The 19,495-nt window shown below is 54.3% G+C and carries 11 protein-coding genes; 8 read left to right on the forward strand and 3 right to left on the reverse strand.

Going from position 1 to position 19,495, the window contains the following annotated elements; translation table 11 throughout:
- Window positions 1-216 precede the first annotated feature (216 nt).
- Both SH528x_RS26050 and SH528x_RS26055 read left to right on the forward strand, forming a co-directional pair.
- A complete protein-coding gene (locus SH528x_RS26050) occupies window positions 217-1,122 on the forward strand; it encodes a zf-HC2 domain-containing protein (RefSeq protein WP_442506369.1) in 906 nt (301 codons plus the stop codon).
- Between the two features lie 118 nt (window positions 1,123-1,240).
- Window positions 1,241-1,879, forward strand: coding sequence for a hypothetical protein (locus SH528x_RS26055; RefSeq protein ID WP_442506370.1), 639 nt, complete (start codon window positions 1,241-1,243; stop codon window positions 1,877-1,879).
- A gap of 158 nt (window positions 1,880-2,037) precedes the next feature.
- Here SH528x_RS26055 and SH528x_RS26060 read toward each other — a convergent pair whose 3' ends face one another.
- From SH528x_RS26060 to SH528x_RS26070, 3 genes are all read right to left on the reverse strand, one after another.
- Window positions 2,038-6,024: an efflux RND transporter permease subunit gene (locus SH528x_RS26060; RefSeq protein ID WP_442506371.1), complete on the reverse strand. Its 3,987-nt coding sequence runs from the start codon at window positions 6,022-6,024 to the stop codon at window positions 2,038-2,040.
- Window positions 6,025-6,084: 60 nt separating this feature from the next.
- Window positions 6,085-8,451 (reverse strand): efflux RND transporter periplasmic adaptor subunit, encoded by a 2,367-nt coding sequence (locus SH528x_RS26065; RefSeq protein WP_442506372.1) that lies wholly within the window; start codon window positions 8,449-8,451, stop codon window positions 6,085-6,087.
- Between the two features lie 70 nt (window positions 8,452-8,521).
- The gene (locus SH528x_RS26070; protein ID WP_442506373.1) at window positions 8,522-9,370 is read right to left on the reverse strand and encodes an anti-sigma factor family protein; all 849 of its coding nucleotides are present in this window, start codon (window positions 9,368-9,370) and stop codon (window positions 8,522-8,524) included.
- Between the two features lie 280 nt (window positions 9,371-9,650).
- Between SH528x_RS26070 and SH528x_RS26075 the strand changes: the two genes are divergently transcribed.
- The 6 genes from SH528x_RS26075 to SH528x_RS26100 all read left to right on the forward strand — a co-directional run bounded on the left by SH528x_RS26075 (window position 9,651) and on the right by SH528x_RS26100 (window position 19,117).
- Window positions 9,651-10,097, forward strand: coding sequence for a hypothetical protein (locus SH528x_RS26075; RefSeq protein WP_442506374.1), 447 nt, complete (start codon window positions 9,651-9,653; stop codon window positions 10,095-10,097).
- A 679-nt stretch (window positions 10,098-10,776) separates the two neighbouring features.
- Entirely contained in the window at window positions 10,777-12,642 is a 1,866-nt protein-coding gene (locus SH528x_RS26080; RefSeq protein ID WP_442506375.1) for a hypothetical protein, read from the forward strand.
- Window positions 12,639-14,312, forward strand: a complete 1,674-nt coding sequence (locus SH528x_RS26085) for a metal-binding protein (RefSeq protein WP_442506376.1) — start codon at window positions 12,639-12,641, stop codon at window positions 14,310-14,312. Before SH528x_RS26080 ends, SH528x_RS26085 begins: the two co-directional genes overlap by 4 nt.
- A 271-nt stretch (window positions 14,313-14,583) precedes the next feature.
- Window positions 14,584-16,212, forward strand: coding sequence for a reverse transcriptase family protein (locus tag SH528x_RS26090; RefSeq protein ID WP_442506377.1), 1,629 nt, complete (start codon window positions 14,584-14,586; stop codon window positions 16,210-16,212).
- A gap of 510 nt (window positions 16,213-16,722) precedes the next feature.
- A complete protein-coding gene (locus tag SH528x_RS26095; RefSeq protein WP_442506378.1) occupies window positions 16,723-16,941 on the forward strand; it encodes a hypothetical protein in 219 nt (72 codons plus the stop codon).
- Between the two features lie 577 nt (window positions 16,942-17,518).
- Window positions 17,519-19,117, forward strand: a complete 1,599-nt coding sequence (locus SH528x_RS26100; RefSeq protein WP_442506379.1) for a hypothetical protein — start codon at window positions 17,519-17,521, stop codon at window positions 19,115-19,117.
- The last annotated feature ends 378 nt before the right edge of the window (window positions 19,118-19,495 follow it).

Here is a 19,495-nt window from a genome sequence, read left to right on the forward strand (position 1 = left end):
CTCTGCTTATCGACACGACTGCATTAGCCATGGCCCGGCATTCATTCGGAAAAAGATTCCAAAAATCGTGAAGAAACGCCAGTCGGCGAGCATCCAACCGGGTGAGTCGCTAGCCGAGATACGCAGTGGTTATAGAAGAATTACCGGCTGGCGATTAAAACAGTCGCAAACCTGGTCGACAGTACCACGGGGCGACATTGCTTTGGAACATCGAATATGCGTTGTGACACGATCAAGGAACAATTATCTGTCTACTTCGATGGCGAGCTTTCGGTGGCGTTGTCAGAAGAAATCCGTTCGCACCTGGAAAGCTGCGAGTCTTGCCAAGCTGAAATTGCCAGTTTTGAGCAGATACGCGGACTAGGTTGGGGCATCGATGCAGCTGCGAGGCAAGCTCCGCCGTGGTCTGCGGTGGCAGCGCGACTGAACGAAACTCAGCAGCCCGTCGTGTTGGCCGATCGACCGGCAAGCGACAAACGCAAGTCGTCACGCATCAAGGGCATCCTCGCCGTTGTCGCTACGATCGCAGCGTCCATCCTGATCCTGGTATGGACGCAACGGCCCGACGAGCCGTCGCCGAAAATGGCTCATTCAGGTCATTCGCACCACGGAGCCGAATCAGGCAGCGTGTCTGCGATCGACTTCCAAGACGTCGTGTCACTGCAGCGTGAAGACACGCTCGTAGCGATGCAATCGTTGTCGATGAAGTATCAAGGTAGAGAAGCTTCGATCGAGCAAGTCGAAAGAGACATGGGTTACAAACCATCGGTTGAGTCGACATTGACGGGGGGGACAAAGCTGGTTTCGACGCAACTGCTGAGAATGCCGGACTGCAATTGTGCCGAGGGCGAATGCACCTGCGGCCCCGGTGAGTGCAACTGTGTGGCCTGTGTTTGCCAGCGACCCGATGGTTCGACGTTTATCGTTATCGAGCAATGCCGTGGTCAAAACGTCAACTTTGGCGACTTACCTGTTCAACGGGTGCGTCGTGGGAAGCATGAGCTGCACGTCAGCCAGAGCGATCAGGGATTCGCCGTCACTTGGAAGGCTGATCGAGGCCGTATGACCGCGTTTGGACTGCGTGATTTGAATGAATTAGATACGCTGCTGGCAGTCAACTGATGCTTGCCTAAATCAGCGTTCGATTAAGTATCGAATTTTTCGTGAAGGATCACCTCACGAGCTGCATCTAACCAAGCAAATTGACCTCTGATGTCTTCCCACACGAAGGAATTACTGAATGAAGATCGCACGATTCGCATATGCCGTCGTCACCGCTGCCGCCATTTCTGTTGGGGGGATCAGCACTGCTGCCGCCGACGACAGTCACGCTCACGCTACTGGCCACGATCACGCTGCAATGATGGACGCCGAGAAAAAGATCGAAGCGTCGTTGACGACGCTCTCGCCGCAAGATCAGCAGCTTGTAAAAGCTCAGCGTTTTTGTCCAATCATGACTTACGATCGCCTCGGCTCGATGGGCACACCGCTGAAGGTGATGATCGAAGGCAAACCTGTGTTCCTGTGCTGTAAAGGTTGTGTTGAGGACGCGGTCGCCGGTGGTGCCAAAACGGTCAAAACCGTCATGAAGCTGCGTGATTCAACGGAGACGCTTGCCAAGTTGCCGATGAATGAACGGATGGCAGTGGAAGCACAAAAATACTGCGCCGTGGCAAACACTAGCTTTCTCGGATCGATGGGAGCTCCGATCAAATTGGAAGTTGACGGCAAACCCGTCTACTTGTGCTGTGGCGGATGCACCAAGAAGGCCCAATCCAACCCAGCCGCCGTGCTTGCCAAAGCCGAAGAGCTGAAAAAAGCGGGAACGCTAGAAGGCCACGATCATGCCCGCCATGACCACGCCGAACTCAAGCAATAGGCGAAAGCTGGGAGTCGGGAGAAGGGAGCTGGGAGAAGACGAGCGTTCTTGCCCATCCCTTGGCGACTCTGCTAACTGAATTTTGTTAAACCGCAGCGATGCGTACCAAATCGGTGCATGTCGGTGCGGTTTTTTCGTGCTAGTTACCCAACTCCCAACTAAGCATTCTCAGCAAATTTCTCGTCTTTGATTCCGAACTTCAGCTTCCATTCCATCGCGGCACAATACAGCACGGGGACGACCAGCATCGTCATAATCTCGATCGTCATACCGCCGAAACTGGGGATCGCCATCGGAACCATGATGTCGCTTCCGCGTCCGGTGGAGGTGAGTACAGGGATGAGTGCCAGTAACGTGGTGGCCGTAGTCATCAAGCATGGCCGAACACGTCGCATGCCGGCGGTCACTGTGGCCTCGCGTGCATGCTCAGCGTTTGTGATTTTGTCTTTTCGGAAGCTTTCATCCAAGTAGGACGCGATCACCACACCGTCATCGCTGGCAATACCGAATAACGCGAGAAAGCCGACCCACACGGCTACACTTAGGTTGATCGTGTGAACCTGGAACAACTCCCGCATTTCCGTACCGAGGAAGCTGAAGTTGAGAAACCAGTCGGTTCCGTAGAGCCACAACATGATGAAGCCACCCGCCCAGGCGATCATGATCCCGCTGAAGACTAATGACGTTGTGATGACCGACTTGAACTGCATGTACAAAATTAAGAAGATCAACCCGAGTGCCAGTGGCAAGACAATCATCAGCGTCTTCTGTGAGCGAATTTGATTCTCGTAGTTGCCCGCGAACGTGTAACTGACACCGGCGGGCAAGACCAACTCGCCGCTATCGATCTTCTCTTGCAAGAACGCCTGAGCGTCTTCGACCACGTCGACTTCCGCGTTACCGGGCTTCATGTCGAACAGCACATAACCCACCAGGAATGTATCTTCACTCTTGATCATCTGCGGTCCGCGAACGTATCGAATTTCGGCAAGCTGTTCGATGGGAATCTGCGGCCCCATCGGCGTGGGAACAAGAATCCGGCCAAGAGACTCGAAACTGTCTCGGAGCTCGCGATAATAGCGAACTCGAACGGGATAACGCTCGCGGCCTTCAACGGTCGTCGTGATGCGTTTGCCGCCGATCGCCACTTCGATCACATCTTGAACATCACGAATTTGCAGGCCGTATCGCATGATTGCATCGCGATCAATGTCGATTTCCAAATAGGGCTTCCCGACGATCCGGTCCGCAATCACCGCAGGAGCCTCCACCGTGGGCACTTGCTTCAAATAACCTTCAATCTGCAGAGCCACTTTTTCGATTGTTTCCAAATCGGGGCCTTTGATCTTCATTCCCATCGGCGCCCGCATACCGCTTTGCAACATCACGATTCTTGCGGCGATCGGTTGAAGCTTCGGCGCCGACGTCGTACCGGGAATATCCGCGGCTTCGGTGATCTTTTCCCAAATGTCGTTGGGCGATTTGATTTCTTCTCGCCATTGCCGGAACGGCCGTCCGTGCGGTTCAAGGATAAGTTTTCCGTCCTTATCCCGCGCAAAGTCATCTGCATTCTCGTCGTAGCGGAACTTCAATCGGTTTCCGTTCTGATCGGTCTTGTATTCTGATTTGTACGTGATAAACGTTTCGATCATCGAAATGGGCGCCGGATCGAGCGGACTCTCGGCGCGACCGATTTTCCCTACCACCGACTCCACTTCGGGAATCGAAATCAGGAACTTGTTCTGCAACTGCAACACATCCATTGCTTCGCCAATCGACGCGTGTGGCATCGTCGTTGGCATGTACAGAAACGAACCTTCATCCAACGGCGGCATGAACTCTTTGCCCAAGCCCGGAAACGCTGCACTGGCAGCGACCCAAGGCCTTGACTCTCGCACGGTCAATTCCGAGATACCCACCATCGACGCCGTCTTCGGGATGAATGAAAAGACCCTATCAAATCCCAGCCACGAACTGGCCCCGAGCAATAGAATCATTAACGGCATGGAAAGGAAAAGTAACTTGTGCCCCAAACACCAACGCAGGATCGGTTCATAAAGGTATCTCTGAAATACCGTGAAGAAGCCAAGCAGTCCCCCGATCAAAATAGCCACAAAGAATAGATTGCGGACGATTCCTTTTTCGGGACCAAGCGGCAGCCAATGCTCAGCCAAGATGTACGTGACGACGATGACCGCCAAGGCGTTAGCGATCATGGGACCGGACCGCTGGAACTTTGCCGGAATTCGATCTTCGAGAAGTTTGTACAGTCCGAGGCCCGCGATGATCGCACCGGCCCACCACGAAACCAGAACCGCAATCAATACTCCCGCACCGATCAACGCGATGTGCATGAAACGGCGTAAGAAGTCGGACTTGACACGGCCACCCATCAGCACGTGCGCGGCGGGCGGAATGATCGTCAGTGCGACGATCACCGACGCGACCAGTGCAAACGTCTTTGTGAACGCCAACGGCCGGAACAACTTTCCTTCCGCTGCGATCATGGTGAATACCGGCAAGAAACTGATCACGGTCGTCGATACCGCCGTCAACACCGCCGATGCGACTTCGTTGGCTGCTCGGAAGATGACGTCGCCACGGTCTTCGTTGGGATCGGCTTCATCCAAGTGTTTCAATATATTTTCACTCAGAATGATCCCCATATCGACCATCGTCCCGATCGCAATGGCGATGCCCGAGAGTGCAACGATGTTAGCATCGACACCGAAGGTCTTCATGGCAATGAAGCACATCAAGACAGCAACCGGCAATAAAGCACTAATCAAGATGGAACTTCGCAGATGCAAGACCATCACGATGATCACGATGATCGTGACCAGGATTTCTTCGGTGAGTGCCGTGTTCAGCGTACCGAGCGTCTCGTAGATCACTCCGGTGCGATCATAGAAGGGAACGATGCCGATTTGGCTGGTGGTGATCCACTTTGGCCACTGCTGGCGAGGCATGTTTTTCAGGTGTGCGACCCAAGGATCGTGGACAGGTTCGATACCGCCCGTGATTGGAAGCTCATTCGCAGCGGCGTAAGCGTCAACTTGCTCGGCAGTAGTTTGCGTGTAGTCAATGACAACCTTCGTCGGTAGCCCCACCGAAACTTCAGCGATCTTTTTCTTGACGTTTTTGATCGCTTGCAGCGGGTTGTATCCGTAACGAACAGTGACCACCGCTCCGACGGCTTCAGCACCGGCCTTGTCCAACGCCCCGCGGCGCAGCGCAGGCCCCAAACGCACACTACCGATGTCCTTCACCGTGATCGGAACGTTGTCGGAAACTTTGACAACGGCCTTCTCGATATCTTCCACACCTTCGATGAAACCAAGACCGCGAACGATGTACTCGGCCTTGTTCAGCTCGATCGTACGCGCACCAACATCCACGTTAGACATTCGCGCTGCCATGTAGATGTCCGTCAAACTGACGCCCGCGGCGCGCATTGCGTCGGGATCAACGTCGATCTGATATTCCTGGACGAAGCCGCCGATTGACGCGACCTCGCTGACGCCTTCGGCTGCTGTGATCGCATAGCGAACGTACCAGTCCTGGTAAGTTCGTAATTCGTCGAGATCCCAGCCTCCGGTCGGATTGCCATCGGGGTCGAGCCCCTCCAGCGTGTACCACATGATTTGACCGAGAGCCGTCGCGTCGGGTCCGAGCGCGGGTTGAACGCCCTCGGGAAGCGTCCCTGCCGGCAAACTATTTAGCTTTTCTAACACTCTCGATCGCGACCAATAGAATTCCGCTTCTTCGTTGAAGATGATGTAGATCGTCGAGAAACCGAAGATCGAATAGCTGCGAATCGTCTTCACTTCGGGTAGCCCCAAAAGCGCAACGGTCAGCGGATACCCGATCTGATCTTCAATGTCTTGCGGACTTCGCCCCATCCATTCGGTAAAGACAATCTGCTGGTTCTCGCCGATGTCCGGAATCGCGTCCACCGGCACCGGGTTTCTCGGCAGTTCGCCCACTTTCCAGTCAAAAGGAGCGGTCATCACTCCCCAGCCGATAATGGCCAATACGATCAAGGCGACGACGAGCTTGTTGTGAATGCAGAACCAGATGATGCCACCGAGGATGGTTCGGCGTGCTGCTTTGATATCGTCGGCTGTGTCGTCGTTAGCTGGCATTTTTCAGTTGGGAGTTGGGAGCTGGGAATCGGAAGCAGGGAGCCAATGAGTTGGAAACGGTTAGTGCTGATGGGGTTTCGCCATGCTCCCACCTCCCACCTCCTCGATTCCCAGCTTTTCAGCTTCCAACTTCTCAACTCGATCGGCGCACTTCAACATCGACTCGCCGTAGTACGGATTGCGTACGGATTCGTTGTTTTGAATCCATGTCGCACCACGTCCATCGAACGCCATCGGGCAATGCAACTCATACATCTGATTCGCTTTCTTGAAGCCGAACGTCCGCTGGATCGACATCAGCTCGTCGGAGAGCAGGACGAAGGCCGACCGCATGGACTCCAAATCATCGGCCTTGACAAGTCGCCCTGCGATCGCCGACAACCCTTTTTGTTCCGCCTGCCATCGTTTCGAGACTCCAGCGTCGAGTCCGCCACTGTCAATCGAGTTCAACACTTGATTCAGTTGGCCAACACCGGTTGTGGCGGCATCCAAATCATCCGACGCGAGTCCTTCGCCGATTGCCAAGTAAGGTGACAAGAGGCGATCGAGTTGTTCACGAAACGCGATGGGAACATCGAGCATTTCAACCGGCATCTCGTGTTTCGGATGAGCCAGGCCGAACATTGCCTGCAGTCGCTTCGCATGATCTTTCGTGACCAAATACACACGGTCTGCTTCTTGCAACGACTTGACATCTTGGCCTTCGACGGAGTCGTTTCGCAGCAACATCGCGAACTCACCCCATTGTGCCGCCATGTCCCCCATCAACGCTTGTCCGTTCACCGCCTCAACCTGCTTCCCCAGCGATGCGAAGGCGCCGGGAATCTTTTTCAGATCAGCCTCTTCGATCGCCTTCTCGATTGCGTCGACCGAATCGATGACCGCCACCATTTGCTGATTTACTTGCGGCGGAAGCGACATTGCCGCATGTTCCTGCGTTTCCCCGCCATCTCCCTTCGGCATTGTTCCCCCGCCGTGATTGTGGGCTCCGCCACCACCGCCACCTGCGGGTGTCATCATCGACGGTTTGGCCGATATTTGTAGAGCACTATCGAGTTTGAAGTTACCGTTGGTCACGACCAATTCGCCTTCTTTGAGGCCCGCTTTGACAAGATAGAAATCGCCCGCACGCGGACCGAGTACGATTTCGCGTCCTTCATAGGTGGGCTCTTCTGCATTGGGAACCTGCACATAGACGATGGCTCTGGTTCCCGTCAGTAGTGCTGCCGACACCGGAATCACCAGCGGTTTGGCCGTATCACTGGGTTCCGCCGTGACGTAACCAAGTGACTCCGCGCGAACCAGCGGCATTCCGCATATGTCACAATTGCCCGGTTCGTCCTTGACGATCTCGGGGTGCATCGGACTGATCCATTTTCCAGCCAACGATGCATCAAGCACACGACCGCCCGAAGCGATCTTTGATCTCACCACTGCTCGCACAAACATTTCGGGCTTCAGCCGCCCGTCTTCGTTTGAGATATTCACACGCACTTTCACCGTCCGCGTGTCTTCATTCAATACGGGGTTAATAAATGCCACTCGGCCTTTGAAAACGTCTCCTGGATAGGCTTCTGTTGTGAACTCGACCTCCTGCCCGTATCGCAGCCAAGTAAGATCCGATTCGTAGGCATCCATCTGCACCCACAAATGAGTCAAGTCCGCAACGGTGTAGATGCGATCGCCGGTGCGTACACGATCACCTTCCTGACGAAGCTTTTCAATGACGATTCCGCCGACGGGTGAATAGATCGTGATATGTTCGGTCGGTTTGCCACGTTGTTCAATTTCCTGAATCTGTTCTTCCGTAATCCCCAGCAATCGCAGTTTTTCTCGAGCGGACTCCGCCAAGTCGATCGGCTTTACGAATCGTGACGATGGACGACTGGCACTGGATTCGATCGCCGAGATCAATTCCTGCTGGGCGGTGTAAAGCTCCTCGCTATAGATGTAGACCAAGTGGTCGCCCTTCTTGACCTCGACGCCCGTATAGTCGACATACAAGCGATCCAGACGCCCGGATACCCAAGCGGTGATGTAGGCGAGTCTCGTTTCGTCATAGTCAACTTTTCCCACCATCCGGACATCCGCAGTCACGTACCTTCGCCCCACCGGCACCGTTTGCACATTCATCAGCTTCTGAACAGCAGGACTGATCGAAACCGTACGAACACCGCCAGCCGACTTTTTGACGGGCACTAAATCCATTCCACAGATCGGGCAATCTCCTGGACCATCACGTCGGATTTGAGGGTGCATGCTGCACGTCCAAATGGCAGGCTCCGCGGACATCGCCCCCGTCGCCGAAGTCGCAACGACGGTGCTCTTATCAGACTCACCACCACCGAACCAGGACGCGATGACAACGCCCAACAGCACGAAAGCGATCGCTTGAACGATCCAAATTGTCTTTCGATGTTTCGTCATTAGGTTGTCCATTTTTTGTTTCAATCAGCGAGAGTGGGAATTGGGGAGCAACTGTCACCAAAATCCATCTTTAAATCTTTTCTTCAAACCAATCCACGAATCTGGCTGCCTCTTCTTCGTTCTGCAGCCCCACCGCTGTCACGCTTCGGCTTCCCTGTTTCCATGTCGCGGCGATACTGGAATCCAAATCAACGAGACAGCATTCCTTGTCACCACACATCGCCAATCGACTGGGACGCTCGCCAAACCAAGCAGCCTTCTCGTCGTCGTGCTCAAACAGCACTAGAGCCGACCCGTCCTGGCGTTTGCAAACGGTTTTAACACAGGTGCAGCAAGGCATCTTCAACACACTGGTTGACGCCAGCGAATAGCCCTCGGGTAACCCATTAGCCACCGTCGGACGATACCCTACTAACATGACAGCGTTCTCTGGTTCGACGACACGTCCGCTGTACTTGTCCAGCAAGAAACGCTCCGCAACCTCCGGGTCTTCCGAGAGGATTTGTAAATAGTGTTCCATCGTGGCAACAAACTCTTGACTATGAGCCTCATCAACCGAGTGGGAATGCTTCGCGTCGTCGTGCGACATCCACACCCCTAGCCCAATCACCAGCAACATCGCTGCTGCGATTGCGAAACGCTGAAACGTCGCTCGTCGCCATCGCTTCGTCTCGGCATCCGAACTCGACATCTGCTTGGATCGAGCATCAAGCTCCGTGGCGATCCCTAACCAAACATTTTCGCGAACCGCTGGCGTCGTCGAGTGTGAAAACGCAGCACTGAGTCGCCGATACCCGGCAAGAGCGTCCGCGCACTGGCCGCAGCGCTGGACATGTCCGGCGACTGTCGAATGCAATTCGTTGGAAAGTTCGTTGTCGTAGTAAGCCGAGAGCAACGTTTGAGTTTCGTGACAGTTCATTGTCTCCTACCTCCGACCGATCGCGGTCACCACCAGCGTGGCTGGGTTCAGGGACTCGCTCGACGAAACAGCCGATCGCGACTCACCTGACTCTATTTTGGATGCGACGAAGGGGTGTTTCCTTCAGTATTTCCAGCGATTTCACCAGAATCATCGTTTCTCGCAGCGGCTTCCGCTCGATTCCGTCGCGAATCCGTGAAGAACGGACCGTCGTGAAGCATCAAATAACATCGAATTGGTTTCCCCAACTCCCATCTCCACCCTACAGGAATTTCAAATTATGGCTATTTTCAAATGGACGCTTTCCTTCGCCGCGATCGCAGTCGTTGCTGTCGGCCTTACAGGCTGTGGCAATTCGCAACCCTCCAACCCTGATTCTACGACACCAGCGATTCCGATGAGCGATGACATGGACCATGAAGGAATGGCCTCTGACTCGCACGAAGGACATGATCACGCAGCCCACGACGAGGGTGCTGCCGCGGTAAAGCCTGCGGCGAAAACGGACATGGAGAAGATGAATGAGACGCTGGCTAATTTTTCTGAAGAAGACCGCAAGTCAGCACTGAAGCAACATTTTTGCCCTATCAGTGGCGAAATGCTTGGGGTCATGGGTAAGCCAGAGAAGGTCGACGTCAATGGCCAGACCGTTTGGATTTGTTGCGATGGCTGCAAGGACAAACTGCTCGCCGATCCTGAAAAGTATCTCGCCAAGATCAACAAGTGAGCAGATGGAAAGTAGCGAGTCGGCAAGATTGAGATATTCTGAAAAACAGTTGCCTATCCCTTCGACATCCGAAAACCAACCAATGGCGATCCTTCCAAGCCCCATTCCAGCGGGCATGGAATCCTAACACCCGCCTGCCGACCCACTTCGTCCGAGTTGCAGTCGGATGCCTCGCCGTCTGGCTCCAACGTCCTTGGAAGCTTGCAGTAAGAAGTTGGAAACATGGCGAGGTAGGTTGATGTCGACCAGCATGCACTCGACCGTTGGCAGCTCCTTGCACCACTGCTTATGCGGCGGAATCTTGTACCGACCGGGTTCGAGCACCTGGTTCGCTTGCCGTCTTCGTAGTACAAGCCACGGTGCGTAGCCTTGCCGTATGGGTCGCCGTGTGGCGTCGAACCGTGCAACGTCGTCTACTTCAGCGCTGAGGACGTAGTGGACTCTTTCCTCGAACATGGAGGAGACCTCGACCGCTTTCATCTAAATGGTCTTCAATTCGAAGAAGGCAAGGACGCGACCGTTGATCCCCGAGTCGTCGCCTGATTCATCTACCGCGAAACGTCTGCGGCTGAGCAATCTACCGCGGGCGTTTCTTCTTATCGAACGTTGTGCCACGTCGCGGTTCAAAATTTGTTATCATTTTGGCCAGCACCCGCAAGGACTTTATGAGTAGGGACCGATGACGAATAAGCAAAATAACTCACCGCCGTCGAAAATCCTGCTTGACGAGTTGTATCAGAGTGAGGATGAACAGTTCTTGGATTTGTTTGTTCAGTTTGAGTCGTATGAATTCTTGAAACACTTCTCTATGCGGTGGATGGAGGACGATCGGCCGTGGGCGCGGAAGCAGTTTATCGAGTACCTACACGGCACCCTCAATCATGCTGGACACGAAGTCGTCTTCAAACGAACGCTTAAGCTGGCAATCGAGCGTGGGGACGATGAACTGCTGGTCCACTTTATGGTTGTACTCGATGGGCTGGTGCGGCGAAAACGCACGACCTCGTACGTTTACGATTACCGCACTCGGCAGAGTTATCGCCGTGAATACCTATTCGCCAAGTCCAATCGAACCGTGCGCGTACAAACCGGTCGATTTTATGAGCACACCTACCGCAAGCAAACTTATCGAACGCCGATTCCTGACATTTTGAATCGGCCCCAGAATCGATTGTTCACGCAGAAAACTCGCGCCCACCTGCGACGCCGAGTCTGGCGATATTTTCGGTTCATGTCCTATCAGGATGCCAAACGATATGTCGACGCCATGGTCAAAGCGTTTTCCCTCTACGACAATTCGTTCTTCTCGTCCGGAGAATCGATCCTCGACAATTGGTCGCTGATGCACGCTGGTTTCTATCATGCACCAGAAATCGCGTTTACGCCCTCGCACACCAACATCGTTCAAGGACAGGCTTTATCGAATCTAAAGCCGTCACCCTATCAGCCGGCCATCTGGGACGGGGACGAGATCGCCATCAAACTGTGGTCGCTGCTAGGTGATGCCAACAGCCAGTTCGTTCGCTTGTGGACGATTGGCATGCTGCGGCAAAAACACTCGGATTGGCTGTCGAAAATTTCGATCGAGGATTTGGTTCAACTGCTTTCCTGCAGCGATGCGACGGTAGGAGAGTTTGCGGTTGAGCTATTCCGAAACCATGCATCGTTGGCTCATGTTGAAATGGTAACCTGGTTGCGATTGCTTCAAGAAGCCGATTTTGCAGTGCTGTCAACGCTTTGCGATGCGATGCAAAAGCATATCGATCCAAATCGGCTCAGCGATGATCAACTGATCGAAATGACGATGGCTCGCCCGGCTGCCGTCGCATCCATGGGCTTGGCATGGTTACAAGAACGCCAGCAGACACACCGGATTGACCCCGACAAGTTGGCAAAATTGTCGGCAAGCAAATGCGTTTGGGAATCCGAGAAGATCGCGGACTGGGCGTTGGAGCAGTTGGCGACGAGCGAGGCTTACTCAACCGAACGTTTCGTCCAGTTCTTTGATTCGCCAACACAGCCTGTTCGGCGATCGGCTTGTAAGTGGTTGGAGTCGGCAGAAGAGGAAGCGGCCAAGAACTCGGAGACATTTCAGCATGACCCTGTCTTGTGGGCGAAGCTGTCGGAGACGCCTTACGATGAAGTGCGGTTTTCCTTGGTCAGGGTGCTTGGTGGGGTACTCGATCGTGCTCCTAAGCGATTCCGTGATGAAGAAATCGGCGAAGGCCTGAGCCTGGATCACTGGATGCGAGTCTACTGTGCCGTCGTTTTGTGCGTCGACCGCGGATCGCGAACCAAGCCCAAGGCGATCAAACAACTCGCAAGGATCGCTGAGCAAGATCCACAGCGATGTGAAAGCGTGATGCGGGTACTGGCAATCGCCGCTCGTTCGATTCGTGACCCAGAACGCGTTGCAGCACTTTCTGCCATCGCGACCTTGCTCCAGCAGAACCCCGAACTCTTAGAAATTGTTTCGCGATACATGCCCGAATGGAATTGGTGTGAAAGCGATAACGGCTTGGTCGCGACAGGAGAGGATTCATGAAAGTCAGCATGAAATACGCCGGTCGAAGTGCTCTGCTTGACATCAGTGGTGGAGCGAAGTTGTTGCAGATGGCACCCAACTTGGCTCGCCAGCAAGTTTCGTTCGATGGATCATTGAACAAACCGATCGAATTCCGTGAGGCAATCAGTGCCTTGCACGACATCGTGATCAATGACTTGCGTTTCCAACCGCGTGATAAGACTGCTTACCAGCAATGGCTTCTCCAGCAGCGATCGCGCGAGCGTACTATCCGCCAATCGGCGATGGACCAGAAGCGTCGCGACATCGCCAGCGGCATTGTCGACAAGCCGACAGCGGATTTGAAAACAGCTCACGCCGATGCGCTGAAGCGGTACTGGACCGCGCGTAAAACACTCGACAAACGACTAAGGAAAGAGAACGAGGCACTGTGGCGAAGATTGATGCCGTACGATCCAGTCATCACGGTAGCCGAAGATGTCGTCTTCTTTGAATGCTTCTCGGTCGACCAGTCCAGCTACGGGTGCCTGACCGTGGACCGAGGTGACGGGTTTGGCGAAAGTGGACAAACGCAGTTGGGAACGACGAACGTTGATTATTCTTGGGATCTTTATGACAGCTTTCAATCACTAAGGACTTACCGCCAAACACGATTCCAGATTGACCCCCGCGCGTTTGAAGTTTCAACGTCCGACGGTGGCGATCAACATCGCGAAGAGAAAATCGACTTGCCCCACGGTTGGCTGAGCGGATTCGTGCGGCTTCAGGCTGCGATGGCGATGCCGATGCGGAAAGTGACGATTCCCGTTGCGACGATGTATTCCTTGCTTGCGTTTTTGAAACGAAACAAGGCGAGGACCAGTCCGAGAGCGATTCGTTTTGAATTGCGAGAGAACGAGGCACCACGTTTGGTACTGGAACCGTGGGAGAAAACGATTGAAGTAGCCGGAACGAACTACCAAGGAGCGCCAACGGAGCCGATTCGCGTTTGGGGAAGGCGACGTCTGCTGACACTTTCGCGTTTGTTGCCGCTTGCCGATGCAGTCGATGTCTACTTGCTTGGCACCGGACTGCCAAGTTTTTGGGTCGTGCGAATGGGGCCGATGCGTTTGACGTTGGGTCTGAGCGGATGGACAACGAACGATTGGTCCGCCGGAAGCGCGATCGACATGCTGATGCCGCCACAGAAACCTGAACCAACGCTGGTAGCATCGGTCGCAGAACTCCTTAGCAATCGCCTTGGCGGAACCTTGGACGAAGTAACACGCCATGCGCAGGTCCCGTCATCATTAGCATCATCGTCGCTGAACGAGCTGGCGCTTCGAGGCCAAGTCATCTATGACTTGCACGCTGGGCTGTACCGTTGGCGGAGCATCTTGCCGATGGCACTTTCCGACAAAGAGATCGGGCCTGCTCACCCCGAGTTGCAAGCGGCGGAATCGCTGATTCGGACGGGCAAGGCAGACGTGCGTGAAGCGATCGCAGGACCGCGCGGCGGCATCATCTTGACGGGCGATGTGGAATCGACACCATGCGAAACGCTGGTCGACGGTGATGGAGTGATTCGTCGAGGCAAATGCTTATGCAGCTGGCACCGAAAGGCTGGAATTCGCAACGGCCCCTGCCGTCACATCCAGGCGCTGCGAATGCGGCATGATCAACAAATCCATGCTGAAGCTCCCCGAGCTTGAAAACTGATTCAATAACCCTTACAACCAAGGAATCGAGATTAGAGCGTGGTGACGATTCAAGCCTACCTTGCTGCGGCGATCCGCCGTGGTTGAGTTTTGCTTCCCATTCGTCCCCAAGGTCGTTGTTCGTTTGGCCCGCACCGCATGGTGTGGCGTCGACCAAGGCAAGCCAAGGCTTTCGACACCACACCATGCGGTGCGGGCCTTGGTGAACGACCTCGGTCCGCAGACGTGAAGTTGAATCGTCACCCGCTCTGGTCTTTTCAATACGATGGGCCTGTTTCGAATTTTAAAACAGTTCTTTGCCCCCGGACGCAATCCGCCACAGGATGCGTCGCGCGCCCATTCGACCGCTCCTTCGTCGATCGACCATCGCGACCTGACTCCGCCGACGGATCCTGTTGTCACGGCTAGGCGTGCTACGAGCCCTCAGGACACCTCGCCAGCGACATCTTCGCGTGCATCCACTGGTTTTGACGGTCTAGACGCAAGTCAATTCCAACCGTTGACCCATGAAGAAGCGATGGAAGCCACCGCCGAACCTGGGTGGCGGACGGCGTATTGGGATCCGCTTGGTATCATCCCCTCGGCGGATTTGCCGCGGATTCGAGTGATCGACCAAACGATGGTGGGAATGGGACTGATCGACGCCGACGAACTCGCGCAGATCCACAGCATCGGTGAGGAGATGTCGCGTTTTCGCACCGACTACTACGCCGTCCAAGACGCGGGTACTCAGGCGGTCCAGCAAACGAGAGACGCTCGTGAAGCAAGAAAAGCCGAAATGAAGCAGCGTGCGGCTGAGCGAAAAGAGCAACATGACGCAGATGTCGCTCACCGCAAGGCGACTGACATAGTATTCTTGGGCCGAGGCGTGTCGCGTGGACTTGCCGATCGTCGATCCAACATCGAGAGATTGAAATCAAGCGAGCTGCCAGTCCTTTCATCGCCCGCCGACGTCGCGAGCGTTTTGGAAATCTCCGTGGGAACGTTGCGTTGGTTGGCATTTCATCATCCGGCCAGCAAAACGACTCACTACCACACCTGGACGATTGCCAAACGCTCAGGCGGAGAACGAACGATCAGTCGTCCCCAGAAAAAGCTTGCCGCTGCACAGCAGTGGATACTTGATTCAGTGCTCAGCAAGATTCCTGTTCATGACGCGGCGCATGGATTCGTTCCTGGCCGCAGCACGTTAACGGGAGCCGAGCCGCATGTCGGGTCTCAAGTCGTCGTCAACATGGATCTACGAGACTTCTTTCCAACGATCGACTTCGCTCGTGTGGCGGGATTGTTTCGCGGTATGGGATACTCCCCGGCAGTGGCCACGGTCTTTGCTCTCCTGTGCACTGAATCTCCTAGACGCGTGATTCGTAGCGGTGGCGAAAGGCTGCATGCCGCTGTCGGAAACCGCTCTCTTCCGCAGGGTGCGTGCACCAGTCCCGCACTGTCCAACTTGATCGCCAAACGCATGGACAAGCGACTTGCAGGGACGGCAACATCGATTGGATGGCAATACACTCGGTACGCCGACGACCTGACGTTCTCGACCAAAGTAGACGCCAGCAAGGTTGGCTACGTGCTTGCCCGCGTTCGTCATGTCGCTCAGGAGGAGGGTTTCGCGGTAAAAGAATCCAAGACAAGAGTCCTGCGGCAATGCACGCAGCAATCCGTGACTGGCATCGTCGTCAATGATCGACCATCGATTGACCGCAAGACCATTCGGCAACTACGCGCCATTCTGCATCGCGCGAAGCATGAAGGTCTTGAAAAACAAAACCGCATCGGTCACCCGAACTTTGGCGGCTGGGTCAGCGGTATGATCGCCTACATTGACATGGTCAACCCACAACAAGGCGGCAAACTCCGTCGCCAACTCGAAGAACTGGGCGTGGGGTAAGATGCTGCATCGCATGACGCATCCACTCACCAAAACTTCCACCAGTGCTTTGGCACAATTTCCGGCAAGTTGAGTTTCTTGCACCATTGTTCAACGTCGGCGTCGGTCAACTCAGACGCTACCTTAACGGTACTTGTTTACCGTGCCGTGCTGGGCAGTGGCAGGGCTAGCGGGCTGGTCGCGGTCAGTTGACGGCGGATGCGTTCGAAGTGGAGGTGTTGTCTAAAACACTCAGCTCAGAAACACAAGCACTCGAACAGCAACCAGGAATTCCGCAGGCTCTCAACCGGATTCTTATGGAGACGCTGGTGCCTGCACCGTCGGGGCGGACAATCACGCTATCTCAGATCGTAAACTGCCTCAGCGGTTTGTAGCCCCGCGATCATTCCAGTGGACGGCAGGCAGTTGATGTTGGGAAAGTAGATCCTGAGCGTCAGGTCAGATCAAATGGGTCATCAGATCAAATGGGTCAAACCTCTTTGTTTCGGTTAAGCGTGTTAGGCTGATGTGATGCCAAGATCACCACGAGCAGCCGAGGCGGGAGGGATTTATCACGCCCTGAACCGAGCGAATTGGGGTGCGAAGATTTTTCGTAAGGAAGGCGACTTCGTTGCTTTCGAGAAAGTTCTTCACGATGCGTTGCCGTTTTACAAGGTCGAACGATACGATTGCCAAATTATGGGCACGCATTGGCATTTGAGTTACGTCCGCTTGTCGCTGGAGAAATAGAACGATTTTGCAGGTGGGCCTGTGGAACGCACACGATGCGATACAATATTCACTACTATATGACAGGTAAGGGCATCTCTATCAGGGCCACTTCAAGAGTTTTCCGATTAAGGATGCCGAGCACTTCATTGTGGGCTGCCGGTATTTGGAACGCAGGGCTCTGCATGCCGAGATGGATTCGCGCGCTGAAGATTGGCGTTGAGGTTCGCTTTGGCGATGGTTGCAACGTCCAGAGCCTGAACCGAAGTTGTTATCCCCATGGCCGATATCACGTCTCCCAAATTGGGTTGATTGAGTCAATGAACCTCTTACTGACAGTGAACTTAAAGCAATCCGCAACTGCGCCCCGCGCGGAGTACCACTTGGGGATGAAGGTTGGATCGAATCCATCGCACGACGATTGGACCTCAAATCAACAATACGACCTCGCGAGCGACCAAGAGTGCAACCGTTACCACCCGTCGATCAACACAAAGAGGCTTGCCCCATTTGATTCTCTGACCCATTTGATTCTCCGGGGCATGATAAAGTTGCTGTCGATCGTCCTTCCGAGTGACTACTTAAGGCGAGGAACCTGATGACCAGAATCTGTTTGGCGCTAATACTGTTCGGGACGTTTTGCCCCATTTCGATGGGAAAGGAGACAATTTGGTCGGAGGATCAGCCACGAATTCAGCTAATTGGCCCAAGGCTCTCTGGGCAGTCGCAAGAAATCGTCGTCAATACGCTGAATCGCTATTTCCGCAACGCGTTTGGTTGGACAATTCCGGTTGCTGATCGATTGAACTCAACGGCGATTAACCTGGTCGTTGGCAATGAGACTAACAACAGCGTCTTGAAATCGCTGGTAGCTGACGGCATTGATTTAGGTACTGCTGAGCTCGGCGACGAGGGATTCCGAATTCTGACTCATGAGATTAACGGTACTCACGTGTTGATCGTTGCGGCAAATACGCCGCAGGGGCTGAAACACGGATGCCAGGAGCTGATGTACTTTCGGACCGACGCCACGACAGATCGCGTCTCGATCGATTGGCCGTTGGACCTGGTTATGAAGCCGCAGATCGCTTATCGAGGTATCTACATGTTGCCGATCTGGTCGGCACATGACTCGCTCGATTCCTGGAAGCGAGTTCTGCAGTTCAATTCCGAGCTGACGTTAAATCGCATCTGGTTTTGGTTGGATGGGTTTCCTGTTGCTGGCCACCCAGCCAGTTCGCATGGGACGAACTATCACTTCGAAAACACGGTCTTGGCGAAAGATGAAAACGTGCAAAGTCTGATTGACTTGGTGAACAGCGAAGGGATGAGGTTCTCTATCGGCGGTGGCTGGTTGAGTTGGCACCATTGGGAAGTCGTCGGCCAAGATAAGCAAAAAGCACGAGAGTATTACTTCGACTATCTAAAAGCGTTCAAAGGCGTATGCGGATTTTATTTCGAGCCAACGGGCGAAGGGACCGAGCGGGCCGATTGGCTGCCTGGCGATTCACTGCAGAAGATGGTTGCCGACCTTCTAGAGATGGATCCGACCTTTGAGACAGTGGTGGCGATCGGTTCGTTCAACAATTCGGATTATCTTGAACTGATGGCGCAACTTGACCCTAAGCGAGTCTTTTGGTGGTGGTGTTGGGGGGATCCGATTCGAGATCAGACGCTAAATCGGTATCCCAGTGTGCTCGGCTGGCACACCACCACTCAGATGTCCAGTTTCCATGGTAGAGAGACGCCACCATCGCCAGCGGATTTGGTGTTGGCCGGTATGGCGACCAGTTATGATCCCGGCATGGGCTACGGGAACCCTTGGAATGGCTGGGCGAAGATGGGTGTCTATGAGCCAAGGAATTTTGATCCCTACACGATGCCTTACTTTTCGCACCAGTACAAATTCCGAGAGCGATGCTGGAATGTCGAGCAGACCGATGAGGAATTCGCGGCAAGACTAGCACGCCGCCTGTTTGATGCCGACGTGCCGTCGGAAGCAATTGCGCACTATTTGAAGCTTGACGAATTCTGCGCGGATCCGTTGGCAGCCGACGCGGGCGAGTTCGAAAGAATCTCTGCGTTCGTCAGTAAACATACGGGGCACGGGACGCCCCGCAAACAGGATACGCTGAGACGAATGCAGGAAGCTGTGGAGGGTATTAGGAAGACGAAGGCCGACGCGGTGAGCGAGTGAAAGAGGAGGTGGGAGTCGTCCGCATGAATGAGTAAAGTCACAAACGTCTTGGCTTACCTACTTGTGCTCTTTATCAAAAATCTTGGAACCTGATAATGTGCCGGAGTCGCATTCTGCTCTGGAGTAAAGCGATCACACCTCGGTGCAGCGCAGGATCGAGGCTCTGACGTGGAACGCAGTCTTACTGATAGTGAACGCAATGCAATCCGCAACTGCGCCCAGCGCGGAGCACCACATGGGGATGAAGGCTGGAGCGAATCCATCGCACGACGATTGGACCTCTAATCAACAATGCGACCTCGCGGGCGACCAAGAGTGCGACCGTTACCAACCGTCGATCAAAACAAAGAGGTTTGACCCATTTGATTCGTGTGACCC

Source organism: Novipirellula methanifontis, from assembly GCF_052161655.1.
Classification (GTDB): Bacteria; Planctomycetota; Planctomycetia; order Pirellulales; family Pirellulaceae; genus Novipirellula.